Source organism: Chitinophaga sp. W2I13, from assembly GCF_050434005.1.
Taxonomy (GTDB): Bacteria; Bacteroidota; Bacteroidia; order Chitinophagales; family Chitinophagaceae; genus Chitinophaga.
Window position 1 is genome coordinate 2659647 of the sequence record NZ_JBNPWD010000001.1, and the last position, 19173, is coordinate 2678819.

Sequence of the window (19173 nt, forward strand, 5' to 3'; positions counted from 1 at the left end):
ATACATCATAGTGACAGAACCAGCAGAAACCGGAGAAAAACACGGCCGCCCCTGGTGGCGATGGCTTATATGGATTATTGTTGCGGTGCTCCTATTGCCCGTAATGGCTGTTTTATTATTACAACTGAACGGCGTCCAGAATTACTTAAGAGAACAGGGAGAATTATACCTCCGGAAAAAACTGCACACCAAAGTGCAGATCGGATACCTGCGCGCACGTGGCTGGCAGTACCTGGAATTACGGAATGTATATGTGGCCGACACCGCCAACCAGGCACTTTTTTACACCGGCTCCCTCAAAGTACATTACAACCTCCTGTCGCTGATCAGCAATGAACTGAAAATAGATAAACTCGAGTGGGACACCCTGCTGGTAAATGCCTACCGGCACCCCGGCGATTCCGCCTTTAATTACCAGTTTGCCATAGATGCCTTTGTAACCCCTTCCGGGGATAAGGATACCCTGGCGCCGGAAACCGGCACCACCTTGCAATTCCGGCTGAAAGACATTTCATTTCGTAAAGTGAAAGTAAGCTATGAAGATGCGCAGGGCGGCATGTCTGCAGTGCTCACCTGGGATAGTTTACACATTGATCCGGACGACCTCCTCATAGATGATGGCATTTACGCGTTCAGGGGCATCACCCTCGATGGACTGAAAGGCTTTTTCCGGCAAAAGTACATCGCCCCGGCTGTTACCTCTGCCGCCCCGCCGCCACCACCGGCCGATACCAGCAGCGCATCACTCCATCTGCTCCTGAAAAAACTACAGATCAACAACAGTCATTTCCTGTATGCAGATGAAGGCTCCGGTATTACCACCGCCTGGAAAATAGGCGCCCTGCAATTACGCAACAGCAACCTGGACCAGGACTCTACCCGTATACAGGTGGGCGATCTTTCCATCAGCAACACCGCTGGCCTGGTAATGATGGTTGCCGGAAAGGATTCCGTTCCCGCCGCGCCAAACGATACCACGCCAAATACCTGGCAGGTATTTGCCACCCAGGTAAATCTTGATAAACTTGCCCTGCGCTACGATAACGGTGGCCCCGCACCCAAAGCCGCGGGACCAGATCCTGACTATAATCACCTGCTGCTGACTCAATTCTCCAGTAAAATCAGCCATATCCGGTATAAGCCGGATAGCATTATGGTGGGAATAAAATCATTGACTGCCCGGGATAAGTCCGGTTTTACCATCCGCAAAGCCAATATGGACGTATTGTTCACGCCTTATACACTGGCGCTGCGCAACTTCCTGCTGCAAACCAATAAAAGCATTTTCCGCAAACAGATCATCGTAACAGTGCCTTCCTGGTCCGGCATTTCCGACCATCTGGACCAGCTCGGACTGGATGCCAATCTCGATTCTGTGCATGTAGCCCTGGGAGAATGGCTTCCTTTCGTTCCCAACGCACGCAAAAACAAATCATTCGACCAGCTATGGAATAAACAACTAACGCTGGCGGCTATATTAAAAGGAAACCTGGGAGAACTGAATATTAAACAACTCTACGTCAACGATCATGAAGGCAACCTGATCAAAACAGACAATGGCCAGGTGCTCCATGCTACAAACCCGGATCTGCTCAGCGCCGATCTTCCTGCGCTTTATATACAAACGGGCAACAAACCCTTGCGCGCCTGGCTACCCGCGGGTACCCTCCCGGATACGCCACGCCTGCCGGAAAACATGCTGATTACCGGTATGTTCAAAGGCGGCATGAAGGACCTCGTTACCCAATTACAACTGAAAAGCGAAACCGCCAACGCCAATATCAACGCACGCCTCGTCAATATTACCGACAGCATCCGCAGCAGCTACACCATCAGCATTCCATACTTCCGCATAAACCCGGGAGCAATGCTATACGATACTACCTACGGCTGGATGTCCGGCAAACTGAGCGCTACCGGTGAGGGCTATACGCTAAAACAAATGGTGGCCAAAGCCACCGCACAACTGGATGAAGCTACCTATAACGCCTATACGTACCACGACGTAAGCGTGATCGCCGGTATCAACAAAGGCGATTTTGAAGCACAGGGCGAAAGCGCAGATAGCAGCATCACCGCCACTTTCGATATCAGCGGGCAAATGGTGGATACTACCATCCAGGGGCTGAAAGTAAATATGGAACTGGCCAAAGCCGACCTTTATGCCACCCATTGGTATTCAGAACCGTTAACGATACAGGGCAATCTCCTGGCAGACTTCAACAGCATAGAACCACAGCGCATAGAAGGCAATGCCTTTTTAACAAAATGGCAGATAGCCACACAAGGACAGGTATTTCCGCTGGACAGCATCTCCCTGGTAGCCGAATACAAGGATCAGCAATACCTTACCCTTAAAAGTCCGTTCGGCCTGATCAGCGCCAACGGCCATATCGATTATACAAAAGTGGGGGCCGCCTTCGCCAATATTATCAATAAACCATTGATGCCGGCCGATTCTGGCGCTATTGTACAGGTCCCTCGCGGACAATCACTGCAGTGGAATGCTTCTTTACAGTGGCCAAAGAATTTACAGCAGATGATTCCAACACTACGCATGGAAGTGCCGCTGGTGATGAATGGCCGCCTCAACAGCGACAGCAGCCTGCTGATCGCAAACGCATATCTTCCGAAAATTAATTATGATTCCCTGCAGGTCGACAGCCTGCGCATAGGCGTATCTATCCAGGACACCTCTTTGCGGCTCGGGGCATCTTTGGCCCGCATGGCGCACCCTACATTCCCGCTGCAACATACCTATCTTACGGCTTATGCCAACACCGGTGTGGTTGACTTTGACGTAGTACTGGATGATGTTAAACGGCAACCCAAGTATAAACTGGGCGGCATTTTTACTTTCCTGAAAGATAATGCCATGCAGCTGTCACTCAAACCCGGACTGTTGTTAAACAAAAAGGAATGGACCGTGGCAGAGAACAATATTCTTCGGATGAAAAATGGCGCACCGGATACGGCGAATATCAAACTGTCGCAGGGCGATCAGTCCATCCAGGTGGCCACCAAGCCTGATACCAGCGCCACTCCTGCACTCCAGGCCAACATCGCCAATTTTAAATTGTCGACCATCACCGCCCTACTGGCAACAGACACCCTGCTGGCCAACGGCATCCTGAATGCAGAAGCGACTGTACGTAACTGGAACCAAACACCACTGATTCACGCCACGCTGAAAGTAGACAGTCTAACGGTGAAGAATACACGCATGGGAACATTGGACGCTAATGTGGAAAACAGCGGCCCTGGCCAATATAAACTTACAGCCGGATTAACCGGCAACGATAATGATGTAAAGGTGGATGGCACCTACGACACTACTATCAATGCCCAGCTGGATATCAATAAACTGAGCATCGCCTCGTTGGAACCATTCACGATGGGCAATGTTACCAAAATGTCCGGCAGTGCCTCCGGGCAATTCAATATTACAGGTACGCCGTCGGCCCCCAAAGTATTGGGAAGCCTGCATTTCGATAATGCTGCAGGCATGGTAACCATGATCGGCAGCACTTTCCATTTACCGGATGAAGATATCGTACTGGACGAAAGAGGAATACAACTGAATAACCTGGTAATAGCCGACAGCGCCAATAATGAACTGGTGGTAGATGGCCGCATTAATACCAGGAATTTCACCCGGTATAGCTTTAACCTCGATGTTACTGCCGATAACTTCATGGCTCTTGGCCGGCAGCAAAACCCGGACCAGTGGATTTATGGACCCGCTTATATAGATAGTAAAGTGAAGATCCGCGGCACACTCGACCTGCCGAGAATTGATGCCATCGTAAAGCTGCGCGACAAATCCAGCGTTACCATGACGCTGCCGCAAGAGGAGCCGGGACTCGCCAACAGGGAAGGCGTGATCGAATTTGTGGATAAATCCAATCCTGTCGATTCTGCACTGCTCGCCCGTGAAGATAGCCTTCGGTTTAAAACCACGCGGTTAAAAGGCATGTTCTTATCCGGTAACCTCGATATTACTCCGGAATCTGTCCTTAAAATTATCATCGATTCACAAAACGGTGATTATGTACAGGCAAAAGGTACCGCCAGCATTAATGCCACGCTGGATCCCAGCAGTAAGTTAAGTCTTACCGGCCGCTACGAAATAACGGAAGGTAAATACGAGATGTCACTGAACCAGCTCATTAAACGCTCTTTCGATATAGAAAAGGGCAGCTTCGTATCGTTCAATGGAGACGCTACCAGCGCCGACCTGGATATCACCGCCAAATACACGGTGAATGCGCCGGCCTACGACCTGGTGGCAGATCAGCTTCAAAGCATGTCTGCCGAACAACGAAATACCTATAAACAACGGATGCCCTTCCAGGTATACCTGATGATCAAGGGCAACCTCATGAAGCCCGATATCAGCTTCCGCCTGGACCTGGCAGAGAACGACAGGAATACCCTGAACGGAACACCATATAACCGCCTGAAACAAATTAACCAGGTGCCCTCTGAGCTGAATAAACAGGTAATGGGACTGCTGGTGCTGAACTCCTTTATCCCGGATGACCCTATGAGTACACTCGATGGCGGCTCCGGCGGTGGAGTAGGACAGGCAGCGAAAAACAGTGTAAGTAAAATACTTTCACAACAGCTCAATAACATGGCGGGCAACCTGATCAAAGGAGTGGATCTCAACTTCGACCTGCAGAACCAGGAAGATTATTCCTCCGGCTCCGCACAGGAATCCACCAACCTGAAAGTTGGCGCCTCCAAACAGTTATTTAATGATCGCTTAACCGTTTCCGTAGGTTCCAATATCATGTTGCAGGGAAGCCAGCAAAATGCCAGCTCCCTGATCGGTGATATCTCCGTAGAATATAAACTTACCCGCGACGGACGTTACCGGATAAGGGTATATCAGCGCAACGACAGTCAAACAGTGCTCGAAGGACAGGTAGTGGAAACAGGAGTTGCCTTTGCACTGATCATGGATTATGATGAATTCCGCGAAATTCTGCAGCGGTCTAAAACTAATACTAAAAAACAGCGGTTACGCGATACCAAAAAGAAGAACGATAAAAATACGACAACGCCTGATGCGAAAAGTAAGTAGCCATATCATTATTTGCTGTAGCCTGTTATGCCTGGTAATCCTGGCAGTCAGCTCCTGCAGTACCACACGTACCGTACCTGAAGGAGACCGGCTATATACTGGCAGCGACGTAAAATGGATCACTGACACCATTACTAAAAAAAGACCGAAAGATTATAGCTCGCTCATGGAAGGAATGGATAAAAGAATCCGTCCCAACAGGAACCGTAAATTTCTCGGTATGCCCATTAAGTTGTGGCTGTATAATTTAGGCAATGAACCCAAAGGGAAAGGATTGAACTACCTGCTGCGAAGAAAATGGGGGGAACCGCCCGTGTTGCTGAGCCAGGCAAAACCCGACTACACCTCACAGGTATTGGAAGAATACCTGGTGGATAACGGCTATTTCCAGGCCGGCGTTGTTTCTGCCATTAAGTTATCTGGCAAGAAAAAAGCTTCCATCAAATACACAGCCACTCCCAATCACCGGTATACCATTAAAAGTGTCACCTATTTGACAGATAGTAGTGCCATCGGTAAAACCGTTACTTATACCAAACCGGAAAGCTCTTTGATCATTGGCGCCAATTATTCGCTCGATTCAGTTAAAGCCGAACGGGAACGGATACACGCCGCGTTGAAAGAACAAGGTTATTATTATTTTACACCTGATTATTTACTGGTACAGGTAGATAGTACCAATAGCGGTACGGTTGACCTCTTTGTAAAGATAAAAGACAACACGCCACTGCTGGCGCTCCGGCCTTACAGGATGCATGACATCGTTCTGTTCCCGGACTATTCGCTGGATAACGACTCCGCTTCTACACAGGGAACTCCGGTAAGATATAAAGGCATTTACATTGTAGACTCCGCCCACCGGTTTAAATCATCCGCATTCGACCGCTCCGTGTTTTTGCGGCCGGACAGCCTGTATCGCCTGAGTTCACATAATATCACCCTGCAAAGACTGATTAACCTGGGCGTATTCAAATTTGTAAAGGGACAATTTTCGCCGGTAAGGGATACCTCTATTCACAACTTAGTGGGCGGCGGCCCCAATGTTACCGGCAACAGGGACAGCTCCAGGCGGCGCGATACCTCCGGCAGGAACCTGAACCGGCGCGATAGCACCTACGCCCGTGATACCTCCCAGGCCAACAACTACAGGGCCATGGTAAACAACCGGGTGGCACTCGACAGCGGGTGGCTGGATGCAAAACTTTTCCTTACGCCATATAAACGCCGTTCCCTTCAAACAGAACTACGTGGTACCTCTAAATCTAACGGGTTCATTGGATCACAAATACAGATTACCGCTAAAAATCGCAACTGGCTTCATTCTGCAGCATTGCTTGAAATTGGGTTGCGTGGCGGACTGGAATGGCAAACCGGTAATAAAAATGCAGGAGGCTCCAATTCGTATGGCCTCGGTGCAGAAGCTGCTGTTACTTTTCCGAGGTTCATCACACCCTTCCGTGGATTGAACATCCGTACACCCTATGTACCTAAAACAAGAATAAGCGCCAGCTATGAGTTATACAGCCGCGCCGATCTGTATAACCTTAACGCATATACGCTACAGCTGCAATACCTGTGGCAACGGACACAATACCTGAGTCATATCTTTGCACCCGTTGCGCTTACCTATGTGTTGCCTACCAAAACAACACCGGCATACGACAGTATCCTGGCAAACGATCCAAGTCAGCGCAACGCTATTGAAAAACAATTTATCCTCGGCGGCAACTATACGATCACCTACAATAACCAGCAAGCCAACCGGGTACACAGTTTCTACCTGAGCGGCAATATAGATATCTCAGGAAACATTGCCGGGTTGATCATTCCGAAAAATGATACCGGGCAAAAAACATTACTTGGGAATTCATTTGCGCAGTATGAAAGATTCACTGCAGAAGCGCGCCACTACTGGCAGCTGGGCAAAGGCAAACAATGGGTAAACCGCCTGTTGATTGGATACGGTTTACCATATGGCAACTCAGCCACCCTGCCTTTTGTAAAACAGTTTTTCACCGGTGGTAGCAGCAGCATCCGGGCATTCAGGGCGCGTACCCTCGGTCCGGGATCTTATCACAACCCCGCCGTGGATACTTCCGCCTTGCTGGCTAATGAAGCCGGCGATATCAAGCTGGAATTCAACTCTGAACTGCGGGTGCACGTGGCCAGTGTGTTTAATGTGGCAGCCTTTGTGGATGCCGGTAACATCTGGTTACAGAAAGATGTTCCGGACAAGCCGGGTAGTAAATTTGCCTTCAATACTTTTTATAAAGACATTGCCGTTGGCGGTGGGGTAGGTTTGCGCATTGATGCCTCTATTGTAGTAGTACGCCTCGATCTGGCTATTCCATTCCGTGTTCCTTACCTGCCGGAGAACGAACGCTGGGTGTTTGATAAAATAGATTTCAGCGATCCCGACTGGCGCAAAAAGAATCTCATTCTTAACATTGCCATCGGTTATCCGTTTTAATATTATGGGGAGATGGTCCTGAAATCATCTCCCCATAAATTCATATTTACAGCACATCTTTCAGGTGCTTGTAGTTCGACTTCACCGCATCAAATACATCTTCATATCTTCCGCTGAGGATCAGTTTCCCCATCCAGAGCGCAAATCCTTTCATCTGGGCAAATTCCACTTTTGGCGGCATAGCCAGGGACTCCGGATTAGTAAATACATTTACCAGCACGGGTCCTGCCGTTTTTGCTGCCTGGGCCAATATGCTTTCCACCTCTTCCGGTTTACGGATGGTAAACGCTGTGAAGCCCATGGCCACTGCTACCGCCCCAAAATCAGGATTCACCATGTCCGTTTGCCAATCGGGGAGCCCCGCCACTTCCATCTCCAGCTTCACCATGCCCAGGGCACGGTTATTAAACACGATTACTTTTACCGGCAGTTGATATTGTTTAATGGTCATCAGGTCGCCCAGCAACATTGTTAACCCGCCATCACCGCACAAGGCAAACACTTCCCGGCCCGGTTGCGCCAACGCAGCTCCTATTGCCTGCGGCATGGCATTCGCCATAGAGCCATGGTTAAAAGATCCCAGCAAGGTACGTTTGCCGGTGCCTTCCAGGTACCTGGCTGTCCAAACATTGGTCATGCCCGTATCTACAGTAAAAATAGCGTCATCTGCTGCAATTTTATTGAGGGTAGCCGCTACATACTCAGGGCTGATGGCGTTCTCCTTGCCGGTGTCTTCTACATAAGTCTGCATTTTCTTTTGCACTTCCCGGTAAAATGCTACCATTTCGTCCAGGAATTGCCGGTCGGTATTTTCCTTAAGCATTGGCAGAAGCGCTTTCAGTGTATCTGCAATATCCCCGCACAAACCTAACTCCAGTGTGGCCCTGCGGCCAAGCCTTTCCGGCTGGATATCTATCTGGATAATCTTCGCCTTCTCAGGAATAAATGGCGTGTACGGAAAATCTGTTCCCAGCAGTAACAACACATCGGCTTCATGCATGCTTTTATAAGCCGATGCCAATCCCAGCAAACCCGTCATGCCCACTTCGTTGGGATTATTGTACTGAATACCCATTTTTGCGCGGAACGAGTATGCAATAGGCGCTTTTAACAACTGCGACAAAGCCACTACTTCATCGTGTGCTTCTACGGCGCCCAGGCCGCAATAGATCGCAATTTTCTTCCCATCGCCGAGTAACCCGGCCAGCTGCTTTAATTCTGGTGCCGACGGACAAACAACGGGCTTAGGATGATACAGCTTCGTGGCAGTAGGGATCTCCTTTGCATCAGCGGCTGCTACATCCCCCGGCAATCCTAAAACGGCTACGCCGTGCTTATGCACCGCATGCTGTAAGGCAGCCTGCAACATGCGGGGTGCCTGCTCGGCTGTTGCCGCTACCTGGTTATAATGACTGCAATCGTCAAACAACTTAATGGTGTTGGTTTCCTGGAAATAGTCGCTGCCAAATTCATTGGTAGCGCAGGTAGACGCAATGGCTACCAGCGATGCGCCCGACCGGTGCGCATCATACAATCCATTGATCAGGTGAACATGCCCGGGTCCGCTGCTGCCGGCACAACAAGCCAGCCCGTTCAGCTGTGCTTCCGCTCCTGCAGCATAAGCCCCCACTTCTTCATGCCGAACATGAATCCATTGGATCCGTCCATCACGACGCACAGCATCGTTGATGTGATTCAAACTGTCGCCGGTTACCGCATAAATGCGCTTGATACCGGCATTTGCCAGCATATCTACTAATTGATCCGCTACAAGTGTTGCCATAAAGTAATTTGTTAGGATGAGTGCCAGATAAAAACAGCTGACCTCTCACATTGTTCAGCCGCCTGCCATTCATCAAATTCCCCGCCACGAGCTACTGAAAGCGTCGGGAAATTGACTTATTTTTAGGTCATTGTCTAAATCGCTATCCGTCATGTATATCCCTGCACCCTCACAACACAATTGGGTATTGCTGTTCATTATCCTGATAATGACAGGCGCCTCTTCCTGTAGCCGGAAAATTACCGAAACCGGGAAAGCATCCTATTATGCCAACTCATTCGATGGAAAACGTACCGCAAGCGGCGAAACCTTCCACCAGCGGTCGCTTACCGCCGCACATAAAACACTTCCTTTCGGAACGCGCGTTACTGTTATCAATATCGCAAATGGAAAAAGCGTAAAGGTTCGTATCAATGACCGCGGACCGTTTGTACCAGGGCGCATTATTGATCTGTCGCACAAAGCCGCCTCCAAAATAGGCATGCTGAACACTGGGGTGGCTAATGTAGAAGTGAAATACAAAAAGAAGAAAAAGAAAAAATAAAAGCAGGAGTGAGGTTGCTCACTCCTGCTCCCGGGTATTATCCCAATTGATGTACACCATCTTTACGTGCTTCATTGCCGCGCTGATCATGCGGGCCCTCTGCAATTTCTTCAATCATCTTCTTACAAAACGCAGGTAAATCCTTTGGCGTACGGCTGGTAACCAATCCCTTATCGGTCACCACTTCTTCATCCACCCATAATGCACCTGCGTTTTCAAGATCCGTTTTTAAAGACGGATAAGACGTTACCTTCCGGCCATCAAGTTCATCGGTTTCAATCAGCGTCCAGGGACCGTGGCAAATGGCGGCAATAGGTTTGCTTTCGTCGAAGAAACCGGTAACAAAAGCCACCACGCGGTCATTGGTACGCAAACGGTCTGGGTTCATTACACCACCGGGCAATACCAACGCGTCATACGAAGATGCCACCACTTCTTTTATGTCCTTGTCCACCGGGTAGTCCTTTCCCCAGTCTTTTTCTGCCCAGGCACGAACAGTTTTCCCTTCGGGAGAAATAATATCTACTGTAGCGCCTGCCTCCTTCAGCGCCTCCACGGGCTTTGTAAGCTCCACTTCTTCAAATCCGTTTGCTACCAAAACCGCTACTCTCTTATCTTTTAACTGGTTTGCCATAAAATAATATTTTATAGTTTTTGGAATATGCTGCCTCCGCAGATAAATACCGCGGCAGCATCCCATCTGCCACAAAAACAATTCCCTTTGCGTTCCCTTACGTGCACGGTACCTCTCACAAGATCAGCACGTTTGCGCCTGTATAAATTAATGCACATACCGTTGATTGCATGGGATATAAAAAGGAATCTCATTCGATTGTAATTTTTTTCCGGCAAAATTGCATTTGGAAGCAGATGCAGCTTTATTTGTTGACATACAATTAAGAACAATGAACAAGAAAACACTCCTTGCAGCATCGCTGGCTATTTGCTTTGCTGCCAACAGGGCCTTTGCTCAGGCGCCTGTGGCTGAGCTTCCCGGCTTTGCCGCCTATGCCGATCCGGTGGAAGAACATGTAGAAATCAGTGAACGCCGCGGCGTTGTAAACTGGACGGATAACAGCAATACCGTTAATTTTTATTTCCATGTGGCGAATCCCGGCACCCTCAAAGTGTCGTTACTGGCAAAAACCGATGCAGAAAGTAAGGTATCTGTTTCCGTAAATGGCGCTCAAAAAGTAGTAAGCATACCTAACAATACAGATTTTGTAACGGTACCCGTATTACAAACAACAATAAAAAAAGCAGGTTTTTACTGTGTGTCATTGAAAGGAGTGGAGAAGAAGGGAAGTATATATGCAGATGTAAAAAGCGTAAGCCTTTCCGGATCCGCGGTAAAAGATATGCAGTATAACGCCAAACCCTGGCGCCGTGCGGCTTCTGTACATTTAAACTATCCTGTTCCCGAAGGTAAAAATGTAGAATGGTTTTATGGAGAAATTAAGGTGCCGGAAGGAGAAGATAAACTGGGTACCTATTTCATGTCCTGTGGTTTTCACAGGGGCTATTTTGGTATGCAGGTAAATTCTCCCACAGAAAGAAGAATTATTTTTTCTGTATGGGACGCCGGTGGAGAACCAGAGGAACGCAGCAAGGTAAAGTATGAAGACCAGGTAGTAATGCTGGCAAAAGGAGACAGTGTAGACGCCAGCGGGTTTGGCGGCGAAGGCACCGGTGGACATAGCCATTGGGTGTACAACTGGAAAGCCGGGGACACCTATCGTTTCCTGATGCACAGCGTGCCAACGGGAAATACCACTACTTACACCGCATACTTTTATGTGCCGGAACACAAAGAGTGGAAACTGATTGCCAGCTTCAGGGCGCCAAAAGACGGAAAGTACATGGGACACCTTTATTCCTTCCTGGAAAATTTCTCTTTTGAAAATGGTCATCTTGGCCGCAAAGGATATTTCGGTAACCACTGGATTAAAACCAATACCGGCGAATGGATAGAACTTACCAAGGCCAAATTCTCCAATGATGCCACCGCTAAAGCAAAAGACAGGCTTGATTATGGCGGCGGCTCAGAAAACGGATGGTTCTATTTATGGAACAGCGGTTTCAAACCAGCCAATGCACAGTATGGCGATTTGTTTGAACGCCCTGCCACCGGCACTCCTCCGGTAATTGAGTTGCCAAAGTTCTAAGGATATTGTTATCCTTCACCGGATTTGAAAAAAAGTCGCCCGGCATATTTACAGCCGGGCGACTTTTTTTATCTCTCTAAAAAAATAATCTCATTTATCAAACATCTACAAATAGTCCACATGTCCTATAGGATTTAAATTACGCATATATTTTCGGCACCGTACGAGTGATTTCAAACAACCGCGGCACCTAATCCCTTTCCCTTCAAACAAATAGAATTAACCCGGTATGATAGTTCCGCTCACTACTATTAACGGATTTTTGCTTTAAATTCGGTAATCAATCCTGCTAACATCAGCATATATGGCCTTCAAAAATAAATTGCCTATTCCCGGCGTAGTACAAGTACTAAACCCGTTCAAGGTGAAGAAGCAACGCATCATGAACTTTAATCCGGCGGAAGGAGTCCCATCCCGCAAGCCGGTGGAAAAAACCAAGATCACCGTTTTTGATTATAATATTAATCTTTGCTCAGAGCTGGTGCTGAACAAAATAGAGGACACCTTTAAATATGCCAACGCTCCCCAATTAAGCTGGATCAACATTGATGGTATCAGGAAAGAAGAGGTGCATGCGGTATGTGAACAATTCATCATCCACCCGTTACTTGAGGAAGATATTCTGAGTGTGGGCCAACGGGCAAAGATGGATGAAATCAATGACCGGATGTTTTGTTTGCTTCCCATGATTTATTTCAATAGTGAAACCTCATCTATCGACCTGGAACAGGTGAGTATTGTACTGGGCAGAAACTTTGTGATCTCTTTCCAGGAGGACCCTGCACGGGATGTATTTGACCCTGTGCGGGCCAAGCTGCTGATAACCGGATCCAGGATCCGCAATGGTGGCGCCGATTACCTCTGTTACTCATTGCTGGATGTAATTATTGATAATTACTTCATTGTTATGGATAAGCTGGGGGAACGGATTGAAATGATGGAAGACCTGGTTCAACATCAACCCAACACCCGTACGTTGGCGCGGATTAATTATTTACGCCGCCAGGTTTTCCTGTTCAAGCGGGCTATTGCTCCGGTAAGGGAGTTGGTAAATGGCTTTCTGAAAAGTGAGAGCGATCTGCTGGATGATAAAGTAACTAAATACTACAAGGACATCTACGATCACATCATTCAATGTAATGATCTGGCGGATAACTACCGCGATATGGTGCTGAACTTACAGGAGATGTATCATACGCAGTTGAACCTGAAGATGAATGAAATCATGAAAGTGTTGGCGGTGGTAACTACATTAATGGCGCCGCCAACACTGCTTGCTGGTATCTACGGAATGAATTTTCAGCATATGCCTGAACTGGCATCCCCCAATGGATATTATTTTACATTGGGAGGTATGGGGATATTATTGGTGCTGATGGTATTATTTTTCCGGAAAAGAGGCTGGTTTTAGCTTTTCTTCTTATACACGGGCACGGTGGAGCAAGGCTCTCCATACATAATACTCTTTACTACCGGGCGCAACAGGCGTGTAATTTCCGCGTAAGCAATTTCTCCTACCCGTTTATCACCGCATCCTTTAATAACAATTCTTTTATCTGCAAAAGCGGAAAGGTCAATTTCTCCCAGGTTTCTGAGATATAATGTATTGTGTATAAATGCTGCGTCTCCGAAAGCAGCATAGGCCGCCACCGGTTCCAGGTTGGTCATCACCAGCATATAAGCCCATAAAGGAATAACGGCGTCTGCAGAGCAAATAAGCCCCACGTTCTTTCCGCGGTATTGCTCCCAGTCGTGCGACTGCATAGCCGCCCGGAAATCCTTTTCTTTCAGAATGAGCTCCATAAACAGGTAATCCTTCATATCAAAAACAACAATTTCCCCTTTTGGGTAAAACTGTTCTAAATCAATGGTTTCCAGTCCACTCTGCGCTACTTTATTTATGATTTCTTCCATTTTTGTCCCTATTTAAGAATACAAATTTACGAATATCGGCGCAGGAATAGGAATAAGGGCAGAAAGGCACTAAAAGGGGGAAATAAAAAAGGGAAGCAGTAGTGCTTCCCTTTTCTTATGTCAGTAAAAAATGTAGTGATTTAGAAGAATTTACCACGGGTATCCTTCACATCGCTCTTCTTTTTCAGCACTTCGAACAGCTGTTGATCCAGCATGGATTTAACACCTTGTTCGTAAGCCGCCTGTTGGGAAGCGATATCCTGGGCTGGTTGGGCAGACGGCTGGAAGCTGTCTACTTTAATCACATATACACCTGCATTACCTTCAATTGGAGCAGATACTTTTGCAGTACCCCAGTTCTTATTGAAAGATGCGCCGGCAACACGTGGCTCAAAGCCGAGGGAAGCGATGAATGGAGTAGCGAAAGAAACGCCTTCTGCATTCAGCACCGGTTGGTTAGTAGATTTAGCCGCTGCATCCAGGGTAGCCGGAGTTTGCAGTTTAGCGATGATCTGTTCTGCTTTCTTGTGTTTCTTAACTTCAGCTTCTACCTGGGGACGTACATCTGCGAGCGGAGCAGTACCTTCTTTACGTACATTGGTTAAAACAGCCACTACGTATTTATCATCGAAGGTAAATACCTTGCTTACATCACCTTGTTTGGATTCGTAAGCCCAGCGTACCAGTTCGCGTGATTGTCCGATACCGGGGATCACGAAATCCATTGGACGTACATTATCGGCGATTCTTTTATTCAGCTTTTCCTGTTGTACTGTTTTTTCAAAAGCAGCAGCAGTACCGCTTTTACCTGCGAAACCGCTGGCAGCGCTAAATGCGTTGTTGTTAGTTTCTTTGCTGGCCTCTACAGATTTACCGAGATACGCTACTTTAATAGCAGGACCAATATTTTTCTGATCCAGGATCTCAATAACATGGTAACCAAACTGTGTTCTTACTACTTTCACCTGGCCTTTTGAACCATCGAAGGCGAAGTCTTTGAATTCAGGAACAAATTGGGAAGATGGAGTCAACTCGTATTCACCACCGGTTTGTTTGCTACCCGGATCATCGGAAAACTGGTCAACCAGGGCTTTAAAGTCTGCGCCGCCTTTTACAGCCAGCTCAAGGCTATCTGCACGTTTTTTAGCGATGGAATCCGGTAAACCACCCTGAGCGCCGGAAGCGATAAGGATATGGCGTACTTTTACGCTGTCGGGCATATTTTTACGATCAATCATTTTCGCAAAAACGATCAGGTTATTATCGTAGTATGGTCCGAAAACAGTTCCTACAGGCAGATTCACGATAGAATCCTTCATCGGAACTTTTGCTTCATTTTTGGAAATATATCCGTCGTAATATTTAATATCTGAATTACGGTTGATAAAACCGGCGATATTGTCTTTTGTGGTATCCAGTTCCAGCTTCATCGCCATTATCTGCTGAATAGCAGCTGCTGAGTCGGCAGCAGAAGGGATAGCGTCAAAGGATACATATTCAATTTTACGGGACTCTTCCACTTTAAACAGTTGTTTGTGATCCTGGATAAAGCGATCGAGTTCTGCATCAGTTACTTTAATAGTGGAATCGGAGATGGTAGCATAGGGAACGCTTACATAAGATACAGTCGCTGTTTGGCTGTTATCTTTTTGCTGTTGCGCTGCCAGCCATTTTGGATAGTAGATACCTTGTTTAACAAGGGTCACGTATTTCAAACGCTCCTGGTATTTCGCAATATAGCTTTCCAGCTGGTGTAAGCCTTCACGGATCTGTGGATTGCTGCCTGCCTGTGAAATAGCCTGTTGCAAAGCATTACGGTCAAACTGGCCATCGCGGGTAAATTGCTGCACCACAACCGGGTTAGGGTTTTTACCTTTGATTTGGTCTACCACTTCTGCCTCAGTTACGTCGATACCCAATACTTTGTATTGAGCCTGCATAATTTGTTCATTCAGAAATTCGTTCCAAACCTGCTCGCGGATATACTGACGGGTCTGTTCGTCAATATTAGGCATTTGCTGACGCGCGTTGTTTTCTGCGTCCTGAATTCGACGTTGATACTCTGCCAAATCGAGATCTTCACCATTTACTTTACCCACGCTGGTATCGCGACGGGATAGAGAACTTTTGCCAAAAAAGGCATCCTGCAACAGGAAACTAACAATAGCCAGGCAAATCACTACAACGATCATGACGGCGTACTTGTCCCTGATTTTCTGAATTACTGACATATATTATATAGTCTACATTTTTAAGGATAGCAAAAATAGAATAAATAAACTGTAACTGCAAAAGAGTATTTTTTACTCTGAAACTCAATACAGTAAAGGGTTCCAGGTGCTTATAACACTTTTGTGGGCTATGTAACATTCACAGGTTTTCCACATGAAGGGCCAATTAACATCTTCCTTTTTTTTGTGGGCCCAATATTTTTAAACACTGATTACAGCAGGTATTTGGCCGAAATTAAGTGTCAAAACCTAAAAAAAGGTTATTCACAAATGTGAAAAAAGCAGATTTTCTAATTCACATAAATTTGTGAATAAAACGGGGCTAAATTAGCCCCGTATGCATTTTGACCATTTTTCATCCCCAAGAGATTCTTTTCCACAATTGATGTGTAAAAACCCCTGTAAAACGCAAAATAAGGTGGGAAAAGGTGCCTCTGTTCACAGGTAAAACTAATTTTGTTATTGTGGTTAAATTTACCCTTAAAAACCCGGAGGTGGAAATGTGGGTACGAAATGTCTTCTTTTAACATTTTCCTAATACACTACACACGAAAAAGATTTTAACCTTGGAGGATATCCACGTATGTGGATGAAAGTAGTAAAACCCAGTATTGGCGCGGAAATGGCATGTTAATTTCGTGTGGAAAGCGTAATAAAAAGGAATAACAACTACATTTGTACGTGAGCTGGAAATTAAATTTCCACATATTCACAGCCCTAATAGTAGTGGGCTTTTCTTTTAAATATTTAAAGAAGTATATAGCTATGATTATGGAAATCGCTGACGCGAAAAAAAATTTGCAACGCAACGGATTTTTGGATATATCAGTCGATCCTTCTCTGGATTTGTTTGAAGCGATAGAAAATTTGAAAAAGAAAAAAAACGCTATCGTCCTGGCTCACTATTACCAGGAACCCGATATTCAGGATATCGCCGATTACATCGGAGATAGTTTAGGCCTCAGTCAGCAGGCTGCCAAAACAGATGCCGACATGATTGTTTTCGCGGGTGTGCATTTTATGGCTGAAACCGCAAAAATTCTCAGTCCCCAGAAGAAAGTGCTGTTACCGGACCTGAAGGCGGGGTGTTCCTTGGCCGACAGTGCCCCTCCGGAGCTGTTTAAGAAGTTCCGGGACCGTTACCCGGACCATATTGTGATTTCATACATTAACTGCTCTGCGGGTATCAAGGCGCTCAGCGATATCATTTGCACGAGCTCCAATGCCGAGAAAATCATCGAAAGCGTGCCACACAACCAGCCGATCATATTTGCCCCCGACAGGAATTTAGGGGCCTATCTGATCAAAAAAACGGGTAGGGACATGGTTTTATGGAACGGCGCCTGCATGGTTCACGAGATTTTCTCACTGGAAAAGATCACAAAATTGAAAATCCGTCACCCCAAAGCTAAAGTGATAGCCCATCCGGAATGTGAACCGGCAGTTTTAGCTATTGCGGATTATATCGGATCCACCACTGGTTTACTGAAGTTTAGTCAGAAAGATGATGCGCAGGAATATATCGTTGTTACAGAAACCGGTATACTTCACCAGATGCAAAAGGAAAATCCGGGCAAAACTTTTATTCCTGCTCCGCCAAATAACGCGTGTGCCTGCAACGACTGTCCTCACATGAAATTGAATACACTGGAGAAATTGTATTTGTGCATGGAATACGAACAGCCGGAAATTACGATGGAAGAAAGTCTGAGAATAGCCGCTAAAAAGCCAATTGAGCGTATGCTGGAAATTAGCGCACAAGCCGGGCTTTAGTTTAACTGACTGATTAACAATACTATTTAAATTTTATTTTTTACATATAGGAAAGTAGCTATTTACCGAGGGCCGTGAGAATCTTGTATTCTGACGGCCTTCGTATTTATGTACGAACCGATTAATTCTCAGCGTGTTACAAAGGCTCTGAGAATCTCTTATCTGTGATTGGACTATACCATTCTCCATAAAAGCGCGATAATACGGGCAGCCCTGATTTGTTTGATGTTAAAAACCCTCTGAAATAGTTTTTTAGTGTCCTGAGAATTAAAAATAAAAAGGAGGTATTGGGTAAGTGAAGGATTTAAGGGAATATCTGATTCTCAGCGCGCTGATATTGGCGTGAGAATGGGATATTTCTTCTTTGGGTGGAATGGTGTGCGTAATTTTTCTTTTAAGGAAGTCTCAGTAGTTACTTTTTTAAGGCCCTGACAATTCAATATTTATTTAGATGACAGGGATACCCCATGGTTTTGATTTTCATTACAATGTCAACCCCTTATTTTTTTGCAACTACCTTGATCCATACAGTTTTTCTCTCGTTAGTGACTCTCTACTTCTGTTGTTAGGAGATTCTTCAGCCATGTTTTTTGAAACAAATAAATGCCTTCTGACGCGGCAGCTTATTGATTTTTAAAGAAGGCTATGAGGATTGATTCTTTTTCTTTTTACTGGGGTTACCCCGGGATTTTATATTTCATGCAATTCTCAGCTGACTTGTAGTTTGCTGAGAATAGAGTGTTGATTGGGGTAGCCTTGACAACACATATTTCATGCGATTCTCAGCGCTTTGTCGAGGCGCTGAGAATCTGATATTTAATAGCGCCTTGCACTTGTTCCTGTTTATTTAATTTACATCGCAATCTCACTTCACTTGTAGTGCCCTGAGAATTGAATATTTGTTTACCCGCTTTTAAAAATGCACGCTGGAAATTTTCAGGCGATTGTCAGGATGCAAGTAGTGATCTGAGAATCTAATATTCGACAGGATTTGTTGTATAAGTCCGGATATGATATTCCGGTGTAATTCTCAGCGGCTCAGGAGGGCGCTGAGAATTGAATATTTTTATTCTTCGTGGCTCGGATCAGGTTTTGTAAAACGGAGGCGCGCTCAGCTCATTGGGTACGCTTTGAGAATCGGGGATATTTTTATACCTGGGGAATTATACACTGGGGATGCATTGTAGGCGCTTTGAGAAGGTGC

10 protein-coding genes are annotated in these 19173 nt (G+C 46.3%); 6 read left to right on the forward strand and 4 right to left on the reverse strand.

Translation table 11 applies throughout. The annotated features are described in order from the left end of the window. Positions 1-10: 10 nt before the first annotated feature. Both QFZ48_RS10840 and QFZ48_RS10845 read left to right on the forward strand, forming a co-directional pair. On the forward strand, positions 11-5089 hold the full coding sequence (locus tag QFZ48_RS10840) for a translocation/assembly module TamB domain-containing protein (RefSeq protein WP_429062252.1): 5079 nt from the start codon (positions 11-13) through the stop codon (positions 5087-5089). Then, positions 5073-7559, forward strand: a complete 2487-nt coding sequence (locus tag QFZ48_RS10845; protein ID WP_429043153.1) for a BamA/TamA family outer membrane protein — start codon at positions 5073-5075, stop codon at positions 7557-7559. The genes QFZ48_RS10840 and QFZ48_RS10845 overlap by 17 nt, the downstream gene beginning before the upstream one ends. 46 nt (positions 7560-7605) lie before the next feature. On the opposite strand, the gene QFZ48_RS10850 is transcribed toward QFZ48_RS10845, so the two are convergent. Continuing rightward, entirely contained in the window at positions 7606-9342 is a 1737-nt protein-coding gene (locus tag QFZ48_RS10850) for a thiamine pyrophosphate-dependent enzyme (RefSeq protein ID WP_429062254.1), read from the reverse strand. Positions 9343-9493: 151 nt separating this feature from the next. On the opposite strand from QFZ48_RS10850, the gene QFZ48_RS10855 reads away from it, so the two are divergent. After that, complete coding sequence (locus QFZ48_RS10855) at positions 9494-9886, forward strand: septal ring lytic transglycosylase RlpA family protein (RefSeq protein ID WP_429043150.1); 393 nt, start codon at positions 9494-9496, stop codon at positions 9884-9886. A 37-nt stretch (positions 9887-9923) separates the two neighbouring features. On the opposite strand, the gene QFZ48_RS10860 is transcribed toward QFZ48_RS10855, so the two are convergent. Continuing rightward, positions 9924-10520 (reverse strand): type 1 glutamine amidotransferase domain-containing protein, encoded by a 597-nt coding sequence (locus tag QFZ48_RS10860; protein WP_429062256.1) that lies wholly within the window; start codon positions 10518-10520, stop codon positions 9924-9926. Between the two features lie 271 nt (positions 10521-10791). On the opposite strand from QFZ48_RS10860, the gene QFZ48_RS10865 reads away from it, so the two are divergent. Next, the gene (locus tag QFZ48_RS10865; RefSeq protein ID WP_429043142.1) at positions 10792-12051 is read left to right on the forward strand and encodes a DUF3472 domain-containing protein; all 1260 of its coding nucleotides are present in this window, start codon (positions 10792-10794) and stop codon (positions 12049-12051) included. A 304-nt stretch (positions 12052-12355) separates the two neighbouring features. Continuing rightward, positions 12356-13462, forward strand: a complete 1107-nt coding sequence (gene corA, locus QFZ48_RS10870) for a magnesium/cobalt transporter CorA (protein ID WP_429043139.1) — start codon at positions 12356-12358, stop codon at positions 13460-13462. Here corA and QFZ48_RS10875 read toward each other — a convergent pair. Together QFZ48_RS10875 and QFZ48_RS10880 are read right to left on the reverse strand one after the other, a co-directional pair. Next, positions 13459-13965, reverse strand: a complete 507-nt coding sequence (locus tag QFZ48_RS10875) for a DUF2480 family protein (RefSeq protein ID WP_370908872.1) — start codon at positions 13963-13965, stop codon at positions 13459-13461. The genes corA and QFZ48_RS10875 overlap by 4 nt on opposite strands. Positions 13966-14105: 140 nt before the next feature. Next, entirely contained in the window at positions 14106-16196 is a 2091-nt protein-coding gene (locus tag QFZ48_RS10880; RefSeq protein WP_429043136.1) for a peptidylprolyl isomerase, read from the reverse strand. Between the two features lie 771 nt (positions 16197-16967). On the opposite strand from QFZ48_RS10880, the gene nadA reads away from it, so the two are divergent. Next, positions 16968-17969 (forward strand): quinolinate synthase NadA, encoded by a 1002-nt coding sequence (gene nadA / locus QFZ48_RS10885; RefSeq protein WP_370908870.1) that lies wholly within the window; start codon positions 16968-16970, stop codon positions 17967-17969. Positions 17970-19173: the final 1204 nt, after the last annotated feature.